The following is a 17,354-nucleotide window of genomic DNA, read 5'->3' on the forward strand; positions in this document are numbered from 1 at the left end:
CTGATGGGGTTGCACTTGAGGATTCCTAACACTCTCATTACTTCTAGAGTGTTAGGAATTAACGTTACTTAGGAGGAGAGTGCGGCTCTTTTCGTTTTGATTGACGTAATGAGCTGAGGTAGTAATGACATTACGATCATTCCTAGCATTAAGCTGTATTGCAGAGGAGTGAACGTTTCCCCCAATAGCAGTAGGCCCGAAACAATGCCTGCGACTGGGTTTGCAATACCACCAAAGGTAAAATCTACGACCGACATCCGCTGTAATAACCATACATACATGCCATACCCTAATGCGGTGTTCAGAATAATTACCCACAGTAACCCTAGAATATTCGTCATGGATACGTCCTGAACGACCGTAACATATGGCTCTGGATTGTTTATCGCCAGCACACTTGTTGCGATAGACATAATCACGCCACCCAAAATGAGCTGCCATGTTAACACTGTCCACCAGTGCATTTTTGTACCTAGTGACTTTGTTACGCTACTTCCTATCACGATGCACATAATGGCGGAGATCATCGCAAGTAAGCCCACGGGGTCGAGAGAAATAGAGCTAGGATCAAATAAGAACCAAGCTAAAGCAATCAAAGTTGCGCCGCTTATCGCTTGAATGCCACTAGGCTGACGTTTGTAGACCGCCCAACCAAACAGCATCGCAAAAACGGGGACCGAAACCATACCAACACCAGAGATGGCAGAAGGAAGCGTTAACGCCATGACAAAAATAAGACCAAAGAAGCAAGCGATGTTGATGGTTCCTAAAACAAGCAGCACCTTCCACTCACTTCTTTTTGGAAACGAGGGCTTTATTGCCAGCAACAAAAGACCCGCAGGCAGTGCCCTTAGAGCGCCAAGTAAAACGGGAGGCCAGTCCGGTAGAGTAAACTGAGTAACAGCGTAAGTCGTCCCCCAAAAAAAGGCAGGAATCATCGCAAGTAAAATGTTCATGTTAAATATCTTTATGTAGAGATAATTAAATGTAACGATATCGGCAAGGTGGCTTTTTGTAAAGTATCTTTATGTTAAAATAAAAAATATATGATGTTTGGAGAGAAATAATGGATGCAATTGATAGAGTGGTAGAGCAGTGGGCTAGGGAGAAGCCAGACCTCGACACTGAACCGATGGCAATAATGGGTCGACTAATGCGAATTGCAAAACACATGGAATCTAGGGTCGCCGAGCTACATAAGAAGTACGACCTGAAAATGGGTGAATTTGATGTGTTAGCGACACTGCGTCGAGCTGGTTCACCATATTGTCTTACTCCCTCAGCGTTAATAGAGTCGATGATGCTCACTTCGGGTGCGATGACTAATCGCTTAGATAAACTAGAGAAGAAAGGGTTTATTACCAGAACCCATAGTAAAGAAGACCGACGTAGCGTCACCGTTGAACTAACAGGGCAAGGCTTAACCTTAATTGACAAGCTAATTTTGGAGCATGTAGACGTTCAGCAATCGTTATTGGATGGTTTAGAAGGCAATGAAAAAGAGCAGGTTAACCAGGCGTTAAAATTGCTATTGCCACAATTTGAGTGAGAACGCAGAAGGAGGTAGGGGATATGAAAAGCAAAGAACTAGAACAATACTTAAGTACCTTTATGTGTGCAGAAAGCGATTTCCCATTTGGGCCTGAAGCGCTTGTTTACAAAGTCAAAGGCAAGATGTTTGCCATCATTGCAGAGAGAAACGGTCGGGAGTATGTCAGCGTAAAAGTAAAACCAGAAGATGGAGAAGTCTTAACGTCGCAGTTTACGGACATTATCCCGGGTTATCACTTAAATAAGCGTCATTGGATAACGGTTTATTTTAACGGTGATGTCGAGGATGGGTTGATTCAAGACTTGTGTGAACGCTCTTATGCTCTTGTCGTTGCCAAGCTGCCGAAAGCACAACGAACGTTGCTTGGTGAGTAATCGGCAACGCACTGGCCTCTGTTGTTTTGTCGCTCGTTGCTCGTAGCCTTTACGGAAAAATTCGCACCTTTTTCATCCTCGGGCTATATAAGAATAAGAAGGTGGAAAAGGGGAATGATATGCGAGCATTATCTGAATGGCTAAAAGAATACGGGGAGAGTCACCAAAACCCTATCAACCAAAAGATTCACACAATCGCAGTTCCAGGTATTTACCTTTCTGTGGTTGGACTTATTTGGTCGATTCCCCAGATTTCATTATTAGGCTTCGAACTTAATTGGGTTTGGGTAGCGGTGATCCCCACTTGGGTTTTCTATTTTCGTTTGTCTCTGAGTGTATTCATGATGATGATCGGCTACACATTAGCGTGCATTGGCCTTATTTGGTCGCTAGAGGTATTGATGTTGCCCGTTCTGCATATTTCTATGCTCTTGTTTGGCGTATTGTGGATATTGCAATTTATCGGTCACAAGATTGAAGGTAAAAAACCGTCGTTTTTTGAGGATTTACAGTTTCTACTCATCGGCCCGATTTGGGTGTTCAGAAAACACTAGCGATAAGCAAAATCAGGCATCATCCGAATGACACAAGACATATAACGTTCAGAGATTATGTAGCTCTTACTACAGAATACCTCTCCTTCTTATTGCCACGACAAGCATTCACTTTAGATACGCACTATGATTAAAGAGGTGCCAACGCACTTTACGCTATCGAGATGCTTAAACTTACGGCAAGTTTACTTTAGGGGGATGAATGTACGATCGACAATATAAGTATGCCTATTGGAGAGAAGAGCGTAAAAAAGGCAAATGGCACTATATATTAAAGTCCTTCTTTATGATTTGTTGTGCATTACTGCTTGGTAAAGTCATCGGTTTGTTCATTTTTGGAGAGCTGCATTCTTTAAGCGACATTTGGGAACAACTCCCTGCGGATGTTTTTATTATGATGCTCGTGGGCTTCCCAATTAGTGTCCTTGGTTGGTACCATGAAGAGTCAAAGTTTTTCCGGGCACTGCGACGCAAAGAAAAGCGGTTAAAAGGCAATCAAAACAAACCGAAATAGAGTAACCTTTGTCTCTGTTTGGATTGCCACTTACCTATCTGATCGATTCTATCCCTTCCAGTCGTTTAGCGTCTAGTTACGTGTTGCAAAAAGCCTTCTTAATACAACAGCCCTCAGTGTTGTGGAAATTGGTACTGTAAGAAACATTAAAAAACGAAGTTGAGCATTAGCGTATAAAGGCTCGCACTGTCATCCTTTGGGGCTGATGAAAACGCGCCAGAGCTATTATTGTAGGCGTTGAACCTTTGCCATTCTGCGTTCAGGGAAACGTTGTAATCTAGGTCGTATCTCAACCCGAGTAAGAAACTGTCTCCACTTTTTTTATCCCGACTATTAAACTGCTGACCGTAAACAATATAAGGAGTCAGCTTGTTTACATTATAACTTGTTGTCGCGTACCAAGATGAGGAAAGATTGCTGGTCTGTCCTTCTGCCATAATCACAATGTTATCGAGCTCGTATCTTAACCCTAGAGAAAACAGATCGATCGTGTTGTTTTTTTCTGTTTCAACTAGACGGTCAATGATTGTGGTTCCGCCACCGGGAGTGGACTGCTCAATGTTAGAGAGCGTCGTTGTTTGATCATAATCGCCGTGGAGGTAGGAAAAATTCCAACGATAGCTCTCTCCGCTTAGCGTTAAGTTCATCCCTGCAGTGTTGTTTGACTCAATTTCCAATTCAGTACGTTCATTGATGGTTACGTCACTATTGTCTTTAAACCCGACAAACGGCATGGCGGTAAGTACGACTTGCTCATTGAGGTCATGAATCCAGCGTGCAGATAGGCCGTTATAAGCCGTGATACCTAGAATGCTGTCATATACCTCATTCGGTGGGCGGGCTTGGGTAAAAGCGTGGCCGACATAGTTGTACTCAGACATCAAAAACAGTGGCAGTCTTAAGCGTCCTCCTCGTATTTCTATGTTTTTATAGGTATAAGCCAAATACGCCCACTCGAGCTGAGGCGAGCTCCAATGGTCTTGCGGGCGCTTTACGACTTGTGCGGATGCCCGAAATGCCTTGTGAAAATAATCGAGCTGCATGCCGAAAGTGGTATCGCAATCGAAACAAGATTCATCGCCAATAAAGCGGTTAACTAGTACCGTAGTTGGGTTATCGGATTTTGCCCACGACGTAGAGCCAAAACCACTTAAAGAAAGTTGTTCTGTTAGCTCAATCGTGGCTGAGCTCGGAAAGGTCGCGATACTCAGCGATAACATGGTTAAATATTTTTTCATATCAATTCTCCGAGCTAACCACACATAAAACATGAGCATTACTTGGGACGCTCGATGTTGGGGCATAACCAATTCTATTCGGCTTCTCTTGCATCCATGCTATGAGGTCATCAATGCTGGAGCGTGCAATCACTTTTGGCGGTCTAGCTTTACCTGAAAAAGACAAGCTTGCCCAATGCGCGTTCATTTGCGCTAAATTTTTGTTGAGAAGATAACGATAGAACTCAGCTCTTTCTGTTGATGTCGCAGGCCAGTCAGAGAGTTCAATTCGCTGGCCTTGTAAAAGTTGCGTCTTCCCTCTGTACAACTTTCGCGCTTTATTGACAGTGAGCGGAGAGAATTCGTCATTAAATGAGAAAACGGCGTAGCTCTCTGCAGCGAGAGCTTGGCAATTTAATGAAAGAAGGGCAATCAGAATAAACAGATAGCGTTTTATGTAACGCAAAGGAAAAGCAACGCGAGAATGATTTCTACTCATAGAATCCACCTACATTGCTTGTTCTATTTGATACAACAGTTTTTCTTTGCGCACAGGCTTTGGTACGTAGGCATCCATTCCTGAATCAAAGCAGCGTTGAATGTCATCATCTACGACGCTTGCGGTTAATGCGATAATGGGCGTCTTAGCTAATCCTTTACTCGCTTCATAAGCTCTAATTTGCCTAGAAGCTTCGAACCCATCCATTATGGGCATCATGCAATCCATCAAAATAACATCAAACTTTCCATCTTTTTGGAACATTTCGACTGCAATTTGTCCGTTTTCAGCGACTTCGAATTGATAGCCTGCTTTAGATAGCAATAGAGAAGCTACTTTCTGGTTCACTCTATTATCTTCGACAAGCAAGATGCGTTCGGATCGAATAGGCGTTACCGTTGCTTCTGGTTGCTCAGAACTTGCAGGTAGTTCATGAGTTTTATCGGGGGTGGTGTTCTCTTGGTGTGGTTCAGCAGGCGTCGTGTTGGAAACACGTAACCCAATTGCCTTATCTAACTTCTCTTTAAGCAACCCTGCTTTAAACGGTTTGGGCACATAGTCATCCATTCCAACGTCAAAGCATTTTTGTATATCGTCATCGACCACACTTGCCGTTAGAGCAATAATCGGAATTCTGAAAGCGCGTTTTTCTTTTACTTCTATTTGACGAATTATTTGGGTGGCTTCAAATCCATCCATTACGGGCATCATGCAGTCCATTAAAATTAGGCTGTATTGATTCTGTTGAAATTTCTCAACCGCTTCTTGTCCGTTTACAGCGACATCAAAGTCGAAGCCAGCTTTTGTGACGTGTAGCCCCGCGATTTTTTGATTGACCGTATTGTCATCAACAACCAAAATTTTCGGCAGAGATTTAACATGTTGCGCTGAAGTGCTCTCTTGTTGTGCGTGCGAGAAATTTGCCGCACAACTTTCAAGTGCTTTAATTAAGCGCTGCCCTAGTAGTGGCTGAGTGACCAAGGCGCTGATACTGTTTCTAAAGTCGAATTGTGGGCTATGAAGGTGCTTGATGAGGCAGACACGAATGTTTCGTTTACAAAGGCTTTCTATCTCATCGATATGCATCGCCGCTGCATTTGGTGATGCTTCTACATGAATAACGATAACGCGCTCGTTATCAATCCACGTTGGCAACGCACTTAAGGTATCTACTGACTGCGTTATATTGATGTTGAAAAAACTTAACTCGTTACGCAGTTTTTGTTCTAGTTGAGTACTGCTGCATACAATCCATATATCGTTGTGATTCAGAGCGTGATAAGCGTTAAACTCTTGCGTCACAACAGGAGCAGTTAGTTCAAAGAAGAAGCGACTGCCTTTACCTTTCTCTGATTCAAGTTGAATTTCTCCACCCATTAGCTCAACTAATTGCGTGCTAATGGCAAGCCCAAGTCCAGTTCCCCCAAATTGTCGGGTAGTAGAGTTATCCTCTTGGGCAAATGGAGCAAATATTTTCTTTTGCTGCTGGGCATCAATACCAATCCCAGAATCTTTAACGGAAAACTCGATGACCGCTTCACCATTTTTAATTTCGCGGGTGATGACCGATAGCTCTACACTGCCTTGTTCGGTAAATTTTACCGCGTTAGACATGAAGTTCATGACAACTTGGCGTATACGATGGTCATCCAACATTACGTGGTAAGGCGTGTTACGGCTAATGTTGACTTGCACATCGATGCCTTTTTCCTTTGCTTTCGGTGAAATGATAGAAGCAATGTCATAGATAGACTCTCGAACACAAGTTGAATGTGGGCTAATGAGCAACATCCCAGATTCAATTTTTGAGAAGTCTAGAACGTCATTAATTAAACTCAAAAGCAGTTGGGAGGAGGTTTCAATCGTGTCGACGTAATCGCGTTGTGTGGCAGTCAGGGAAGTATCGGATAACACTTCAGAGATGCCAATAACGCCATTTAGCGGCGTGCGGATCTCGTGGGACATGTTGGCCAAAAAGCTACTTTTGGCTTTACTCGCCTTAATTGCATCATCTTTTGCTTGTTCTGCATCTTCTTTAGCTTGTGTGAGCTTTAGTCTGGACAACATCCGCTCATCACTAAGCTTTTTTACCTCTCGAGCAAACTTACTCAGCTCGTCTTTACCCTTTATTAGTTGAGCAAGAGGTGAATTTTCAGTGTTACTTTGTTCATTGCTTTCGTTACTGAGAAATTTGAGGACTAGATTCAAGTTTCCAGTAACTTTTCGCACCAATCTTAGCGTTAAACTTACGACCAACAGCGTTAAAAGGCTCATCATTGCGATAAAGGTAAAGCGGTGCTGTGTCGTCGTGTTGATTGTCTTTGATATATCATCACTCAGCTGTTGTTCCATTTTGTCGTCAACACTTTGTAATAACGATAAGCGTTTGTTGAGTGCAGATAACCCCGCATCAATCTCATCCGGGGTTAATGATTTGAGTTGAGCTGGTTGCAATAAATAAGCACGAAACTCTTGGCTTTTGATAAAGACTTCACCCGTAAACGTCTCAATGAGCAGATCTACTTGTTGTTGATTGGCATTTAGCGTCACAAAACGCTCTAGAAATAGTTGTTGGTTCTGGATTAAAGATTGGATAGAAGCCTGTGTTGTGAGGTCATACTCGTTATTTTCCTCTGAAGATCGAATCAAATATTCGCTTAATCTATGCTCTTCAGTAGACCAAAACATCAACCATTCAAGTTGCATCAAAGAAGAAAGGTGAGTGTTTGTTTCATAACTCACATTTCTAAAATAGACTTTGTCTAAGCTCATGAGGATTTCTTTGAACGTATCAGCGCGCCACTCTGCCGCATCTAACTTTTCTTCTTGATTTTGCGAAGAGAGCATCGAGAGGGTTGCTTCCTCAAAGCTTGTCAACTGGTTTAGTATCTCAGCGTTTTCACCGAATACTGGTGCAGCGGTGTCGCGTAACAATTGAGATATCTGCTGAGTTTTTAGTTGCTTATCTATTATATCAGGGTTATTCGGTAGGTGATAAAGCGAAGATACGCGGTCGATGTAGACAGAGAATAACTGTGCTTTTTGTAGTTCCTGAGCCTGGATAGAAAGGCTTTGTACATGTTTACCCGCGAGGACAAGCAACAATAAAATTGGCAGCAAAACCAACCCAAATAGCTTTTGTTTTACCGACAGGTTGTTCCAAGAAAAGATTCCTACCACGCGCATTTCCATATCCAAGAAGTTGATATGAAAAGTGTAGTTTATTTATCTCAGATGTTAGATTTTAAGAGAAAATTCATATTAATGAGGTGGGGGAAGTGTGACCGATATTGCATTACGAGTACTAACGCGCTAAGCGGCAATAGTTAACAAAACGGCGTTCTAAGCAAAGTGATTGACGCTTTGAGCGCCATTCCCTCGTTGGTATTCAAATGCAATCAATTCCTCGGCAGGTACAGGTCTACCTAAGAAAAAACCTTGTACGACGTCACAGTGGAGAGACTCCATTCGTGTGAGCTGAGTTTGAGTTTCTACGCCTTCGGCTACTACTTTCATTCTTAGGTTGTGAGCCATGGATACAATCGCGCGAACTAATGAATCGTCTTGATCGCTTTTTCGGATTTGAGCGATAAATGAACGATCAATCTTGAGCCCGTCAAAAGCCATATGTTGTAGGTAGGCAAGGGCTGAATACCCCGTACCAAAGTCATCTAGCCAAACTTCCACTCCGATACTTTGTAGTTTTTTAAGCACATATTGAGCTTTCTCTGTATCATCAATAAAAAGTGACTCTGTCACTTCAACATGAATGGTTTGAGGGGCGACATCATGTCGTCGTAAATACTTAGAAAATAATTGACTTAAATCTTGGCGATAGATTTGCCTTGGGGATAAATTTAATGCGATGTGAAAATCAGTACCGAAATGTTCTGCCCACATTGCCCGCTGAGCAACTGCTGTCTCAATGATATGTTCTCCAAGCTCCAATATTAAATCACTTTGCTCTGCGATCGGGATAAACGATTCTGGACTGATATAGCCTTTCTCGGGATGATTCCACCTAACCAATGCTTCGACTCCAATTAGGCGATAGGTTTTTAGATCAAATTGTGGTTGATACCACAGCTCGAATTGAGACAAGTCACGTACTGAACGACGCAGTTCTCGTTCTATGTATAAACGTTGTTTAATCGTTTCATCAAACGTGGAATCGTATATCGTCATAATGTCTTTACCGCGTCTTTTAGATTCCTGCGCCGCAAGAGAGGAAAGCTGTAAAAGAGACTCAGCGTTTGAACCAAATTCTGGATACACAGCAATTCCGAGGCTTGCCGTAATTTGAATATCGTTCTCTTCCAAACTAAAGGGAGAGAGTAGTTGGCGATGAATATCGTTCGCTTTTTCTCTAGCTTCATGATTGTCCGAGCACGGAAAGGCCAGTACAAATTCATCCGCACCTACTCGACTTACGATGGTAGAAAGGCGGTAAAGCGGCTTAAAATAACTCGGCAAACGGCCTTGAAGCTCTGAGGCAAGATGGCCTAGCAATTTATCCCCAATGTTATGTCCATAGTTATCGTTAATGTGCTTAAAGTCATCCAAGTCAATAAACACAACCGCGAGTGAGGGGGATTTGTGGTCAGTTATTTGCGTTTGAATATCAATGAGTAACTTTTCTCGGTTTGGCAGGGAAGTCAGAATATCGTGGTACGCCATGAACTCAACTCGGCTGGTGTATCGGTTCACTTTGTTTGACATTTTGTTGTACGCCGAAATAAGTTCTCCCACTTCATCTTTGCTTTGTATGTCGGTGACTGGCAGCGCTTGGGTATTTGACTCTGAAAATTGATCTTTTAGTTGCTTGAGTGGCTTAGTTAACGACCGCCCCAAAGCATAAGCGATGATGCTACCGAATAGAACGGATATCCCACTGATCGTTAGCAGCAAGTTAAACATCTTCTGTTTATCGTTTGAGGTAATCGCTTGGACTTGTTCAATGTTCTGTTCTTTCTCTTCCAGTAGGTGTATCAAGTTAAGCTCAAGATACACCGCCCCAAGAGTAATGTTTGATTGCTGAATCGGCGCTGCGATCTCCAACTGATGCTTGGAAAAGGAAACGAGAGTTCTAGATTCTTCTATTGCTTTCAAAATAAAAGGAGAGCGGTAATGAGGTTGGGCAAACATCCTTAGCTGAGTAGTGCCGTCGTGAAAGATTAGCCCTTCATTGTCAACAACATGTATTTTCGAGACATCTGGCTGGCTCAATGTTGCCTTAATTTGCTCATACGCTTGACTGATATTGTCTGTATAGAGTGGATCAAAAAGCTGTTTTGATAATAGCTCTGCATAAACCAACCCTTTTTGCTTAACGTAAGATTCTGTTTTTTCTTGAGAGTTGTTCGTGATTTGTTGAGTTAAGCTATTTGAATACGCATCGTAACCGTGCATGTATAACGCAAGATTTATCACCACAACAAACAAGACAACGAACATTGTCGAGCAAATGTATTTGGTTTCGAGTGAGAGCTTTTGAAACATCAATCCACCTTCGGTAACAAGTGAACTGACTTGCGCACTGTACTTAAGGAGGCTCGCATTTCTGGAGTAAGTGCGCTGAATTTTTTGGTGTTCTGAAACTTTTTAAGTGCGAGAGAGCCTTCGTGAGTTGTATCCATATCAAGGAGTATGGACGTGATTTTACGCTGTTGCTCTAGGCTCATGCTTGGAGAGGCGAGAATCAAATCCCTGGGTATTTCAACAGAACGAGAAAAAATCGCTAGTTTGTCTTTCATGTTCTCTGGCAAATCTTTGGGATTGTTCCAGTTGAAGTTACTGAATGCTCCTGCCGCAACTCTCTGTTTATATACCCATACAGATAGGTTGATTTCATTTGACTGAGCGAGTTGCTCATCAAGGAATAAATAACCAATACTGTCTTTGGCCGGTTTGTCATCAGGAGAGGGAAGGTATTGCAGTTTTTCTCCGTGATTCAGCAATGTAATCGCAGGTAGGTAATAGCTGCTGGTAGACGTGCGCTTTTCAAAAACAAGCGTTTTTCCGCGCAGGTCAGAAAGTGACTCAATCCCACTCTCTTTATTAGTAAAGAACACCGTATGATATTTTTGCAGGCCTTTTTTCCATCGTATAGCAAGAACTTGGCTATTAGACTCCTTTTCTAAGGTCATCGCATTAAAGGGGGTCGCCGTTGCAATTTGAACGGTGCCATTTTCAAGCGCAACCGCGAGCTGACGATAATTTTTAAATACCTTTACTGCCCCTTTTGCGTAACCATATTCAGACATATTTTCAGTTACATACTGAGTAAGGGGCGTCGCTTTTTTGATTTTGCTTTGGGCTTTATTGGACACAATGCCAAACGTGAATGTTTTCTCAATATTTTCTTGTGCACTGACAACAAAAGGTGAACTCAGCAAAGTGAGTAATAACAGAGTGCAGGCAGGTTTCATCCGGCTTCAACTTCCTTCTGGTGCATGTCAGTAATATTTAGTATTTATCAATGTGCCGAAATCAATCTTAAAAACAGTATGATGTACAAATTTCGTTGTGTGCGCACTTTTTATAATGTGACTTGGTCACTTATTCCGTTCAAATAGTACCGAATTTGACGTTTATGTACAGGATGAATGTATCACCGTGAGTCTGAATTCACTGGATTCTTGGTCAAGCGCTGTATTGGCTGTGAGCTAATGCGCCTTATGTATCGCTATTTTGTACTAAGAAAATTTTTCCAATTGTTTTTGATACTTTTTCTCGAGAGCTTCATTGCCTGCTGCACGTTCAAGTTGAATCATGAGTTGCAAAGAGGGCTTCTTCACGCCATACATTTGATTGAATCTCATTAATCGAATTCTAGCTTCAGTATAATCACCGCTATCAATTTCTATTTTAGCGAGTTGCAAAATCGATTTTGGTCTATGGGGATCATGATCGATAGCTCTAGTAAAGTAGTATCTCGCTTTGTCTTTATCTTGTGATTTTAGAGCACAAAAAGCTGCATTCTCATAGCTCGCTGGAATAAGGTAGTAATAAGGCTGCTCAATGGCTCGATTAAACATCTGATCGGCTTTTTCGAAGGCACCTCGCTTGCAAAGAAAAGTACCGTAGTTATTGAGCACATTTCCGTTTTTAGTGTGTTGGCGTAGAGAGCGTTTATACATCTGTTCGGCTTTAATATCTTCACCAACCGTTTCGTAGTAGTGAGCCATAGATAATTGCGCGCGATAGTATTGAGGTGCGTGGTTTAAGGCTTGTTGTAAGTTATCATGCGCGCGAATCATGTTACCGCCGTCTAAATAACCTAAGCCAAGTGCGATACGTGATTCTGCCATTGCCACAGGATCGGCTTTAACGACAGGGCTTCCATCTTCTTTCACCGTCACGCAACCCACGAGTGCAAACTGAGACAATAATATTAGTGCACCGAGCTTTGCTGTTTTCATTCTTTATCCCTACATCCCTGAATCTTTCTGCATGATATGAATTACTTAGCAAAAGCCTATTGAGGAAAAAACACTATGCGATCAGGTTTGCAAACTGTTATGAAAAAGCCGCCATATGGCGGCTTGGTTCACATATTACATTTCGGTAATGATGAGTGCTTTGTTTGCTTATTTTGAAGCTAATCGTCTTTAGTGAAAGCATCTTCACTGAAGTGATCGAGGTCGTACGGTGTTTGCTGATAAACACAGTAGTTCAGCCAGTTTAAAAAGAGGAGGTGTCCATGGCTTCTCCAGCTTGCAATTGGTGGGTTATCTGGGTTGTTGTTTGGGTAATAGTTGACAGGAATAGCGGGCTCCATACCTTCGCTTAAATCTCGGATATATTCATTATGTAAGGTGTGAGAATCATACTCAGGGTGTCCTGTGACAAAGACATTGCGTTTGTCTTTTGTGGTGGCCAAGTACACACCTGCGACATCCGATGTCGCTAAAATGTCTAAGTCAGTATGCTCTTCTAGAAAGTGAGGCGAAAAATCTGCGTAACGCGAGTGAGGAGCCAAAAACGTGTCATCAAATCCACGTAAGATAGGGTGAAATTGATGATGGATTTGGTGATGATACACGCCTGAAAGTTTTTCTTTACGCGTTTTTTTAGGTAGATCGTAGAGTAGCTTTAGTCCTGCTTGCGCAGCCCAGCAAACATAAAGAGTGGATGTCACATGATCTTTTGCCCACTCCATGATGGTTTTGAGATGATCCCAATAAATGACATCTTCAAATTGCACCAAACCTAATGGAGCCCCAGTAATGATCATGCCATCGAAGTTTTTATCTCGCACCATTTCAAATTGGCGATAAAACGTGTCTAAATGTTCAGTTGGCGTATTTTTACTCGGGCGGTTATCAATGCGCAGTAATTCGACGTTAACCTGTAGTGGGCTGTTTGAGAGTAGACGCAGAAACTGAGTTTCAGTCTCTATTTTTTTTGGCATCAGATTAAGGATCAGCACTCTTAAAGGACGTATTTCCTGACTCGCTGCACGCGTTTCACTCATCACGAAGATGTTTTCTGTCCTTAATACATCGGTAGCTGGTAATTGATCTGGAATTCTAATTGGCACGACTTTCTCTCCCTAAGCATAGTCAATCTAGACGTCTATACTTCTAAAGCTAACTTAATTAAGTTTAGATGTCGATACGAAATCCGACTTTTCAATCTACTCTTTACATTATGGTAAACCGTACTCGGGGTTGTCACACAATTGTGACTAAAGCAGAGTTTCTGATGAGATAGGTTTGAAACGCAGTGTGTACTATTTGCTGGTAATTATGCGATCACGTTAATATGTGAAGGTGACTTCGTAGTAAGGAAGTCTCAAATTAATGAGCCATACTAAAAACAATCAGCTCACCATTTTGCATTAATGTGCATGTTTGGAAACATCGTCAGTGGAGGACATTATGTTCGGTATTTTCAAGAGAAAGACAAAGATTCAGAGCATCGCTCAAGAAGTTCCTTGCGTGCTACTGCATTCGTTTGGTGATAAAGACATTTATACGCCGGAAGAGATTGATCAAGCTCTTCAAAAGCTGGGTTATGATAAGAGCAAGGATATCAGTCATTATCAGTATGCGTATGGAATGTTTGCCGATGAAGCCTCTTACGAGCTCCTAGAACTAACGGATGAGCTAGGTAATTATGGTCATTTCCAACGTGAAGTAGGTAAGATGCTACTCAATACACCTGAGCCGATTGATATGCATATCTACTTTGAAATTTCTCGTCAGCACCAAAACGTCAGCCTTTCACCTGGTCATCAAAAAGTAAGCGAAAGTGATGGTGTGTAAACATCGTTAGTGGTATTCCATCGTGAGATGAGTTGGGTATAATGCGCGGCCTAATTATCCGGACATGTTGTCGGTTACATTTCTGTTGAGCGTTAATGCCTTATGTTCAAAATGCTTGTCTCTATGCCACCAATGTTGGCGCTGTCGATAGCGATTGTATGTGAAGTGATTGCCACTTCTTATATTCCCAAAACAGAGCAATTTACGAAAGTAATGCCGAGCACAGTCGTTTTGATTGGTTACGGCATCGCTTTCTTCTTGCTTTCCGTCACAGTGCAAACAATGCCTGTCGGGGTTGTTTATGCCATATGGAGTGGTGCTGGGATCGTTTTGGTTGCGACGGTTGGTTACTTTGTTTACGGACAGCGTCTAGACTTACCAGCCCTAGTTGGTATTGGGTTTATCATCGCAGGTGTGTTGATCGTAAATTTATTATCCAAAACAGTAGGGCACGAATAACGCCACTCTACTTGTTAAGTGAATAAGAAGCCGCAGCGAGAAATTGCTGCGGCTTTTTAGTACAAATTCAATCGCTAATGGCGAGTATTGATATGACGTCTTATTGTTGTATTCATAACGGTCGCATTATGTGATTGAAAAATAGACATTATTTAGCGCATTGAAAATACAAAGTTATGTTTCTTCAAACTTTAGGAAAGGGCAGTAGATAAATCACTCCGATAGATGTTAACGTGGCGACTCATCTTTACTGCTTTTTCATTCCCTACATATTTCTGCAAAGTTCTTATTGTGTAGTGTGTCGAAGAACCATAGAATCCGCGCGCTTTAATTTATGTTATTAGCGTTATCAATGATAAAAGTGCAGTCCATTATCATTGTTTTTATCACTTATAGATGGGCACATCTGACAATACTTACATGAACAAATACAAAAAGCCTGCTTTCAAGGCCGAATTTCTTTTGCCTCGTTACTGGGGAACGTTAATTATCATTAGCGTGATGTACTTACTTAGCCTCCTTCCTTTTAAAGTTCAACTAGCTTTGGGACGCAACATTGGTCGTTTAGCTATGCGATTCATGAGAAAACGTCAAGTTACGATCAGACGCAATCTTGAGCTTTGCTTCCCTCATATGGAAAAATGCCAACGCGAAGCAATTCTAAAAGACAACATCGACAATACTGGCATCGCACTTTTTGAGACCGCAATGGCATGGTTTTGGTCAGATAAACGGGTAAACAAACACGTCACGATAAAAGGCATGGAGCATCTAGAGGCTTTAGAGAAGTCAGGCAAAGGTGCATTAATGTTGGCCGTACACTCAATGAATCTAGAGTTAGGTGCTCGAGCTTTTGGCATTAAAAAGTCTGGAACCGGTGTTTATCGCCCAAACAATAATCCGTGCTTTGATTATTTTCAGTATAAGGGACGCTCTCGCTCTAATCGTACACTGATTGATCGTAAAAACGTCAAAGCCATGCTTGAATCACTTAAAACGGGTGAGCGGGTTTGGTATGCACCGGACCACGATTATGGTAACCGACGCTCGACATTTGCACCGTTATTTGCCGTTAAAAATGCTTGTACTACGACAGGTACAAGTTTGTTGGTTGATTCTACAGATTGCGCCATTGTGCCTTTTACGATGGTAAGAGGAAAAGACGGACACTATACCCTAACCATTAGTGCGCCCGTCGAAGGTTTCCCGAAAGAGGATCATCAACGTGCCGCCGCATTCGTGAATCAAATAGTTGAAACATCAATCATGGCAAGTCCGAGCCAGTATATGTGGCTTCATCGTCGGTTTAAAACTAGACCAGAGGGTGAGGACTGTTTGTACAAGCCTAGGCTCATCCCTAGCTTGGCATAACACATAGAGAGCCTACAAAAAGCCCAAGGAACATACGAACCTTGGGCTTTTACTTTCTATTCTTTTCGCTTTATAAGTAGCGATCTTTTAGGTGAGCTTGAAAGTGTTTAGCATTCAGTGTTTCACCCGTGGCTTGTTTTACCAACTCATCAGTGGTGAATAAGCTACCTTTACTCCAGATGTTTTCCGAGAGCCAATTGAATATCGGAGCTAAGTCGCCAGAACGAATAACCGCATCTACATCGACGGTTTGTTTCATTGCTGCCATAAATTGTGCAGCGTACATCGCACCGAGCGTGTAGGACGGGAAATAGCCAAAACTTCCGTCTGTCCAATGGATATCTTGCATACAGCCATTTTTGAAGTTTCCTTCGGTTGATAGCCCCAAGTACGCTTTCATCTTTTCGTTCCAGAGTTCTGGTACATCTGTATGTTTGATGACGCCGTTCATGAGATCTCGCTCAATTTCATATCGAAGAATAACGTGAGCAGGATATGTAAGTTCGTCAGCATCTACGCGAATAAAGCCTTTTTCTACGCGAGTGTAAATTTTGGCTAAATTGTCTTTTTCGAATTCACTACCAGAAAAATGGTTAGAAGCCAGTCGAGCGAGGTGATCGATAAACGCGCTGCTTCGTCCTATTTGCATTTCAAAGAAGAGTGATTGTGATTCATGAATACCCATAGAGCGAGCTTCTCCCGCGGGTGTTCCTGATAAATCTTTTGGTAGCCCTTGCTCGTATCGAGCATGGCCAGTTTCGTGGACAATCCCCATCAATGATTGGACAAACTCGTTTTCATTATAACGTGTCGTAATACGTACATCTGTCGGTACACCGCCACAAAATGGGTGGGTACTCTCATCAAGTCGACCGTGTTCAAAATCGAATTGAAGTAGCTTCATGACTTCCAAACCGAGCGCTTTTTGCTTTTCCGCAGGGTAGTGTGCAGTTGGCAATAAGATGTTGTCTGATTGTTGTTTTTCAAGCGCTTCATCGATCAAAGTAGGAAGCCAGGTTTTCACGTCAGCAAAAAGAATGTCTAACGACGCAGACGTTGTGCCAGGTTCATAAACATCGAGCATGGCATCATAAGGAGTCGTGCCATTTGCTTCGGCTCTAATTTGCGCTTCTTCCTGCGATAGCTTTACTACTTCAGCCCAGTTCTTTTCAAAACCAGCCCAGTCATTTTCTCCACGTTGTGTACGCCATGCATGTTCACATTTGGAGCCAGCAAGAGATTGAGCTTGAACTAATGATTCTGGTAGTAAGTTAGCTTGCTGCCACCCACGCTTCATTTCTCTTAGGATAGATTTTTCTTTTGTAGACAGCGTGTCTTCTTCTGCCTGAGCGAAAAGCTCTCCCAAGTGCGGTTGAGTCATTAAAGAATGGATATGTACATCAAGCTCTGCCGTGGCATTCGAGCGTGCTTCAGCGCCACCAGGTGGCATGACCGCTGCTTGATCCCAATCTATGATGGCAGATAGATGCTCAAAATTTGCCACTTTTTTGGAATGTTCAACGAGTTTTGTAAATGCGTTCATGT

The 17,354-nt window shown here is 42.3% G+C and carries 16 protein-coding genes; 7 read left to right on the forward strand and 9 right to left on the reverse strand.

Annotated elements, in window-relative coordinates; all coding sequences use genetic code 11:
- Positions 1 to 68 precede the first annotated feature (68 nt).
- On the reverse strand, positions 69 to 956 hold the full coding sequence (locus R7P80_RS05720) for a DMT family transporter (RefSeq protein WP_064376927.1): 888 nt from the start codon (positions 954 to 956) through the stop codon (positions 69 to 71).
- Between the two features lie 110 nt (positions 957 to 1,066).
- On the opposite strand from R7P80_RS05720, the gene R7P80_RS05725 reads away from it, so the two are divergent.
- The 4 genes from R7P80_RS05725 (at position 1,067) to R7P80_RS05740 (ending at position 2,994) form a co-directional block, all read left to right on the forward strand.
- Positions 1,067 to 1,549, forward strand: a complete 483-nt coding sequence (locus tag R7P80_RS05725) for a MarR family winged helix-turn-helix transcriptional regulator (protein ID WP_206970061.1) — start codon at positions 1,067 to 1,069, stop codon at positions 1,547 to 1,549.
- A 23-nt stretch (positions 1,550 to 1,572) separates the two neighbouring features.
- Positions 1,573 to 1,926 (forward strand): MmcQ/YjbR family DNA-binding protein, encoded by a 354-nt coding sequence (locus R7P80_RS05730; protein ID WP_206970062.1) that lies wholly within the window; start codon positions 1,573 to 1,575, stop codon positions 1,924 to 1,926.
- Between the two features lie 119 nt (positions 1,927 to 2,045).
- Complete coding sequence (locus R7P80_RS05735; RefSeq protein ID WP_005377800.1) at positions 2,046 to 2,480, forward strand: DUF962 domain-containing protein; 435 nt, start codon at positions 2,046 to 2,048, stop codon at positions 2,478 to 2,480.
- A gap of 202 nt (positions 2,481 to 2,682) precedes the next feature.
- Entirely contained in the window at positions 2,683 to 2,994 is a 312-nt protein-coding gene (locus R7P80_RS05740) for a hypothetical protein (RefSeq protein ID WP_005377799.1), read from the forward strand.
- A gap of 146 nt (positions 2,995 to 3,140) precedes the next feature.
- Here R7P80_RS05740 and R7P80_RS05745 read toward each other — a convergent pair whose 3' ends face one another.
- From R7P80_RS05745 to metA, 7 genes are all read right to left on the reverse strand, one after another.
- Positions 3,141 to 4,232: a hypothetical protein gene (locus R7P80_RS05745; protein ID WP_054577886.1), complete on the reverse strand. Its 1,092-nt coding sequence runs from the start codon at positions 4,230 to 4,232 to the stop codon at positions 3,141 to 3,143.
- 1 nt (position 4,233) lies between these two features.
- On the reverse strand, positions 4,234 to 4,710 hold the full coding sequence (locus R7P80_RS05750) for a hypothetical protein (protein ID WP_017633987.1): 477 nt from the start codon (positions 4,708 to 4,710) through the stop codon (positions 4,234 to 4,236).
- Positions 4,711 to 4,719: 9 nt separating this feature from the next.
- Entirely contained in the window at positions 4,720 to 7,896 is a 3,177-nt protein-coding gene (locus tag R7P80_RS05755; protein ID WP_225491437.1) for a response regulator, read from the reverse strand.
- Positions 7,897 to 8,052: 156 nt separating this feature from the next.
- A complete protein-coding gene (locus R7P80_RS05760) occupies positions 8,053 to 10,209 on the reverse strand; it encodes a GGDEF domain-containing phosphodiesterase (protein ID WP_154204636.1) in 2,157 nt (718 codons plus the stop codon).
- Entirely contained in the window at positions 10,209 to 11,138 is a 930-nt protein-coding gene (locus R7P80_RS05765; protein WP_017633990.1) for a phosphate/phosphite/phosphonate ABC transporter substrate-binding protein, read from the reverse strand. Before R7P80_RS05765 ends, R7P80_RS05760 begins: the two co-directional genes overlap by 1 nt.
- A gap of 267 nt (positions 11,139 to 11,405) precedes the next feature.
- Positions 11,406 to 12,131 carry a type IV pilus biogenesis/stability protein PilW gene (pilW, locus tag R7P80_RS05770; protein ID WP_033905207.1) on the reverse strand — a complete coding sequence of 242 codons (726 nt, stop codon included), beginning with the start codon at positions 12,129 to 12,131 and terminating at the stop codon, positions 11,406 to 11,408.
- 179 nt (positions 12,132 to 12,310) lie between these two features.
- Complete coding sequence (gene metA, locus R7P80_RS05775; RefSeq protein WP_005377792.1) at positions 12,311 to 13,252, reverse strand: homoserine O-acetyltransferase MetA; 942 nt, start codon at positions 13,250 to 13,252, stop codon at positions 12,311 to 12,313.
- 340 nt (positions 13,253 to 13,592) lie between these two features.
- Here metA and R7P80_RS05780 point away from each other — a divergent pair, with 340 nt between their 5' ends.
- The 3 genes from R7P80_RS05780 to R7P80_RS05790 all read left to right on the forward strand — a co-directional run bounded on the left by R7P80_RS05780 (position 13,593) and on the right by R7P80_RS05790 (position 15,809).
- Entirely contained in the window at positions 13,593 to 13,979 is a 387-nt protein-coding gene (locus tag R7P80_RS05780) for a DUF6559 family protein (RefSeq protein ID WP_005377791.1), read from the forward strand.
- Positions 13,980 to 14,102: 123 nt separating this feature from the next.
- Positions 14,103 to 14,438, forward strand: coding sequence for a DMT family transporter (locus R7P80_RS05785; RefSeq protein WP_069593657.1), 336 nt, complete (start codon positions 14,103 to 14,105; stop codon positions 14,436 to 14,438).
- A 420-nt stretch (positions 14,439 to 14,858) separates the two neighbouring features.
- Positions 14,859 to 15,809: an LpxL/LpxP family Kdo(2)-lipid IV(A) lauroyl/palmitoleoyl acyltransferase gene (locus tag R7P80_RS05790; RefSeq protein ID WP_053303308.1), complete on the forward strand. Its 951-nt coding sequence runs from the start codon at positions 14,859 to 14,861 to the stop codon at positions 15,807 to 15,809.
- 70 nt (positions 15,810 to 15,879) lie between these two features.
- Here R7P80_RS05790 and R7P80_RS05795 read toward each other — a convergent pair whose 3' ends face one another.
- Positions 15,880 to 17,352, reverse strand: a complete 1,473-nt coding sequence (locus R7P80_RS05795) for a carboxypeptidase M32 (protein WP_017820931.1) — start codon at positions 17,350 to 17,352, stop codon at positions 15,880 to 15,882.
- Positions 17,353 to 17,354 lie beyond the last annotated feature (2 nt).

Source organism: Vibrio sp. 2092 (genome assembly GCF_033339635.1).
Taxonomy (GTDB): domain Bacteria; phylum Pseudomonadota; class Gammaproteobacteria; order Enterobacterales; family Vibrionaceae; genus Vibrio; species Vibrio alginolyticus.